Origin of the sequence: Candidatus Planktophila sp., from assembly GCF_046070465.1 — a bacterium.
Classification (GTDB): domain Bacteria; phylum Actinomycetota; class Actinomycetes; order Nanopelagicales; family Nanopelagicaceae; genus Planktophila.
Genome location: NZ_JBJTMK010000158.1, coordinates 1 through 4508 on the forward strand (window position 1 = coordinate 1; position 4508 = coordinate 4508).

The window sequence follows — 4508 nt, forward strand, 5'->3', positions numbered from 1 at the left end:
ATCCACTACTCGAATTAGGCTTTGCAAATGCAATTCGCCGCGAATGGGCTTGGCGAGTCAGTCGTGGTGAATCACTTGCCAATCTCGACGCATTCTCGCACTTGATTTAATTTCATAACTTTCCATGGCAAGATAGGCACATGTCGAATTACAAGCTCATCCTCCTGCGCCATGGCGAATCCGAATGGAACGCGAAGAATCTCTTTACTGGCTGGGTCGATGTGCGACTTTCTGCAGCTGGTGAGGCAGAAGCCAAGAAGGGCGGCACTCTTCTTGCCGACCGCAATCTTCTTCCAGATGTCGTGCACACCTCGCTACTTCGCCGCGCCATTCACACATCACAACTAGCTTTAGATTCATGCGACCGTCACTGGATTCCAGTAAAGCGCTCTTGGCGCCTCAATGAGCGCCACTATGGTGCGCTCCAAGGTAAGGATAAAGCGCAGACTTTGGCCGAATACGGCGAAGAACAATTTATGTTGTGGCGCCGCTCTTATGACACCCCACCGCCACCGATCGTGGCCGGTTCTGAATTTTCGCAAGATCAAGATCCTCGCTATGCAGATCTTGGTGCTGCCATGCCACTTACTGAATGTCTCAAGGATGTCGTCGCGCGCATGATTCCTTATTGGGAAGAGTCAATTATTCCTGATCTGAAATCTGGCAAGACTGTCTTGGTAACAGCCCATGGCAATTCTCTGCGCGCACTCGTCAAGCATCTTGATGGAATCAGCGATGAAGCTATTGCTGGTCTCAATATTCCAACCGGAATTCCGTTGTACTACGAACTCGATGCCAACTTTGCGCCAGTGACAAAGGGCGGCGAGTATCTCGATCCAGCAGCCGCGGCAGAGGCGATTAAAGCGGTTGCAAATCAGGGAAAGAAGTAAGTTAGTTCTTCTCTGAAAATTCGCCGGTGACCAAGAAGTACACGCGGCGAGAGACTGATACCGCATGGTCGGCGCAACGCTCGTAATAACGTCCGAGCAGCGTCATATCAATTGCGGTCTCAATGCCGTGTGACCATGAGTCATCGAGCAAGACCTCAAAAAGTTTGCGGTGTAATTTATCCATTTCATCGTCATCGCGCTCGACCTCAAGAGCAACATTGATGTCGCGGCTCTGAAGTAGGCCAGTAACTTTATTAATGAGTGCAACAGCGACATCACCCATAGCTTGAATGGTGGGAGTTAACTCTGCTGGGACCGCAGTATTGGGATAACGCATGCGTGCGATGCGGGCAATATGGTGAGCAAAGTCGCCCATACGCTCAAAATCTGCGCTCATGCGAAGTGAAGTCACCAAGTTACGAAGATCGCTGGCTACAGGTTGTTGGCGAGCCATGACGTCCATCGTCTTATTGTCGAGCTCATGCTGGATAGCATCGACGCGGTCATCAGCTGCGATGACTTCTTCTGCGAGCTCGAGATTGCCAGTGAGAAGTGATGTGGTGGCACGACCCATCGCACTACTGACGAGATTAGACATCTCTACCAGCGTCTGATTGATCGAGTCGAGATCTTCATGGAAGGCGTCGCGCATGTGCATACAATATTCTGAACGCTCTTAATTTCCCACTTGTTGCAGGTAAACACGCGCTGTCTTGGGCGTGAATAGTCGGTAAATGACGCTTCAAAGTGAGATTTTCTCAAAAGGTCATGATTTTCAGAGCGTACGATTGCCGCATGGTGCGGGCTTTAAGGCGGAAGCGAAATATCGCTGATAGCGAGCTCGATTTCGCAACTCCTGAGGTCCAAGAGATTCTCGGAGCTCTCGACTTCGCCAGTGTCATCTTTGCAGCAGGTGACAGAATTGAATATTACTCAGGATCTGCTGTCACTCTCGGTGTCATTCGTGATGAGAAATTAATTGCGACCTCAGTCTTAAATCTTGTGCGTAAAGCTCGACGAACCGGTCTTCAACAATTCGGCCATGTTGATGTTCCGCGTGGACCCATTGGTGAAGGAACTAGAAAACTTTCCGCAAAGGCGACCTACTTTGATAATCACGATGCAACGTTCGTGGTCTTCATCGATGAATCAGAGGCCGAACGTGTTGATGCGGTCCGTCGAGACTTTGTTGCCAACATTTCCCACGAGCTCAAGACGCCTATTAGCGCCCTGCGCACCCTCAGCGAAGCAGTGACGGTCGCCTCTGAAGATCCGCAAGTCAATAAATTTGCCACCATGATGCAGAGCCAAGTCGAACGGCTATCGACGCTTGTTCAAGAGATTATCGATCTCTCTCGATTACAGGATGCAGATCCACTACTGGATGCGGTCTATGTCGATATCGATGAAGCAGTTGATGAAGCGATAGATCAATGCCAAGTATTGGCTGGAACTCGCGACATTGAAATCTTGCGTGGCCCCCAGGTCGATGTCAGCGTTGTTGGAGATAGAACTCACCTTATTATGGCTTTCCATAACTTAATTGAGAATGCCATCAATTACAGCCCAGATAAAACAAAAGTGACAGTCAATACGATTGCTCATGAGAAGATTGTTGAAATTGTTGTGATTGATCAAGGTGTTGGTATCACAGATGCCGATCAAGCGCGTATCTTCGAACGTTTCTATCGCGTAGACCCAGCGCGCTCACGCGAAACTGGTGGTACAGGTCTTGGGCTCTCCATTGTTAAACACGTAATTGGAAACCATGGTGGAGATATTTCCGTCTGGAGCTCTGAAGGTATCGGTAGTACTTTCACAATTAGATTACCCATTGCAGATGAATTATTAGAAGAAGGTGCACAGTAATGTCACGCATTCTCGTTGTAGAAGATGAAGAGACACTCTCGGAAGCTATTGCATTCTTATTAAGCAAAGAGGGCTTCGATGTCTCCGTTGCTGCTACCGGTCCCGATGCAATTGCTCAATTTGATAAGGGTGGTGCCGACCTCATCCTTTTAGATTTGATGTTGCCTGGCCTTTCCGGAACTGAAGTCTGTCGCCAGATTCGCGCCAAATCTTCAGTACCAATCATTATGTTGACTGCCAAAGATTCCGAGATTGATAAAGTTGTTGGGCTTGAACTCGGTGCAGATGACTACGTGACCAAGCCTTACTCATCACGTGAACTCATAGCTCGAATCCGCGCAGTGTTACGTCGTGGCGAGCTGCTCGATGCTGCCGATGATGGCTCGACTTTGGAAGTTGGCCCGGTTCGAATGGATACGGATCGCCATGTGATTAGCGTCAACGGTGAAGTGGTCTCTCTTCCGCTTAAGGAGTTTGAACTCCTTGAATTCCTCATGCGGAATGCGGGTCGCGTGCTCACGCGCCTTCAGTTGATTGATCGCGTCTGGGGCAGTGATTACGTCGGAGATACCAAGACTCTCGACGTACATATCAAGCGCCTTCGCGCAAAGATAGAGAAAGACCCAGCTAATCCAGAATTTATCCAAACGGTACGAGGTATGGGTTACAAAATGGAGCGTCAGTAGTAACCTCGCCTGTGTGAATCCCACCGTTGCGATTTCTATTCAAGGCCTGACCCGAACCTTTGGCGAGGTACGTGCCGTTGCCGGGGTCAATCTTGATATCTACGAGGGAGAGTTCCTTACTCTCTTAGGACCTTCTGGCTCGGGCAAGACAACTGTCTTGAGAATGATCGCTGGATTTGAAAAACCTGATGCAGGTGTGATTCTTCTCGGAAATAAAGATGTTGCCCAGCTTCCACCCTATGAGCGCGACGTGAACACCGTCTTTCAAGATTATGCGCTATTCCCTCATATGGATGTGATTTCTAATATCGAATACGGATTGCGGGTCAAGGGCGTCGATAAAACCGAGCGACATACTCGTGCACTCGAGGCGCTCAAGCAGGTTCGACTCGAAGGATATGAAAAGCGCAAGCCTTCGCAGTTGTCGGGCGGTCAACGTCAGCGGGTAGCACTTGCTCGTGCTCTTGTTAACCGCCCTGCCGTTCTTCTTCTCGATGAACCGCTGGGTGCACTCGATCTTAAATTACGTGAGCAGATGCAGCTAGAACTTAAGGAACTTCAACGCGAAGTTGGTATTACCTTCATCTTTGTCACACACGATCAAGAAGAAGCGCTGACCATGAGCGATCGCATCGCCGTCTTTAATAATGGCCGAATTGAACAAGTGGGAACGCCCCGAGAAATTTATGAGAATCCGCAGAGTCCCTTTGTCTCAGAGTTTGTAGGCCAAACAAATAAAATCACTATCGATGGTCAGCGCATCAACATTCGTCCTGAACACATTGAACTTACGAAGAGCTCAACATCCTCGGGTCGAACAATCGTGGGCACGATTACCGACCTTATTTTTGTAGGTTCAGTTACTCGTTATCGCTTTAGAGGCGCTGATGGAACTTCGTTGATCTCTACCAATCCAGTCGGTGACCTCAAAGTCGGCGACTCGGTCACAGCCCAGTGGAGCAAAGATAAGGAATTCCTCGTCCAGTAATGAACGAGGTTTTGTGCGCTCAATCGCTGAGTGCGCATCTGTGTAATGGAGGCAGTAATGCAAAAGAAGCGTCTA

The 4508-nt window shown here is 49.2% G+C and carries 5 protein-coding genes and 1 pseudogene; 5 read left to right on the forward strand and 1 reads right to left on the reverse strand.

Features of this window, described 5'->3' with window-relative positions; all coding sequences use genetic code 11:
* A pseudogene (locus tag ACKOVI_RS06815) lies at positions 1 to 110 on the forward strand (YbjN domain-containing protein); the annotation flags it as partial.
* 30 nt (positions 111 to 140) lie between these two features.
* Positions 141 to 890: a phosphoglyceromutase gene (locus ACKOVI_RS06820; RefSeq protein WP_509603324.1), complete on the forward strand. Its 750-nt coding sequence runs from the start codon at positions 141 to 143 to the stop codon at positions 888 to 890.
* A 1-nt stretch (position 891) separates the two neighbouring features.
* On the opposite strand, the gene phoU is transcribed toward ACKOVI_RS06820, so the two are convergent.
* On the reverse strand, positions 892 to 1542 hold the full coding sequence (gene phoU, locus ACKOVI_RS06825; RefSeq protein WP_509603325.1) for a phosphate signaling complex protein PhoU: 651 nt from the start codon (positions 1540 to 1542) through the stop codon (positions 892 to 894).
* Positions 1543 to 1685: 143 nt separating this feature from the next.
* On the opposite strand from phoU, the gene ACKOVI_RS06830 reads away from it, so the two are divergent.
* From ACKOVI_RS06830 to ACKOVI_RS06840, 3 genes are read left to right on the forward strand one after another with little or no spacing between them, the layout of a single operon-like run.
* Positions 1686 to 2759 carry a sensor histidine kinase gene (locus ACKOVI_RS06830; protein ID WP_509603326.1) on the forward strand — a complete coding sequence of 358 codons (1074 nt, stop codon included), beginning with the start codon at positions 1686 to 1688 and terminating at the stop codon, positions 2757 to 2759.
* Complete coding sequence (locus tag ACKOVI_RS06835) at positions 2759 to 3445, forward strand: winged helix-turn-helix domain-containing protein (protein WP_509603327.1); 687 nt, start codon at positions 2759 to 2761, stop codon at positions 3443 to 3445. The genes ACKOVI_RS06830 and ACKOVI_RS06835 overlap by 1 nt, the downstream gene beginning before the upstream one ends.
* A 13-nt stretch (positions 3446 to 3458) precedes the next feature.
* The gene (locus ACKOVI_RS06840; protein WP_509603328.1) at positions 3459 to 4433 is read left to right on the forward strand and encodes an ABC transporter ATP-binding protein; all 975 of its coding nucleotides are present in this window, start codon (positions 3459 to 3461) and stop codon (positions 4431 to 4433) included.
* The last annotated feature ends 75 nt before the right edge of the window (positions 4434 to 4508 follow it).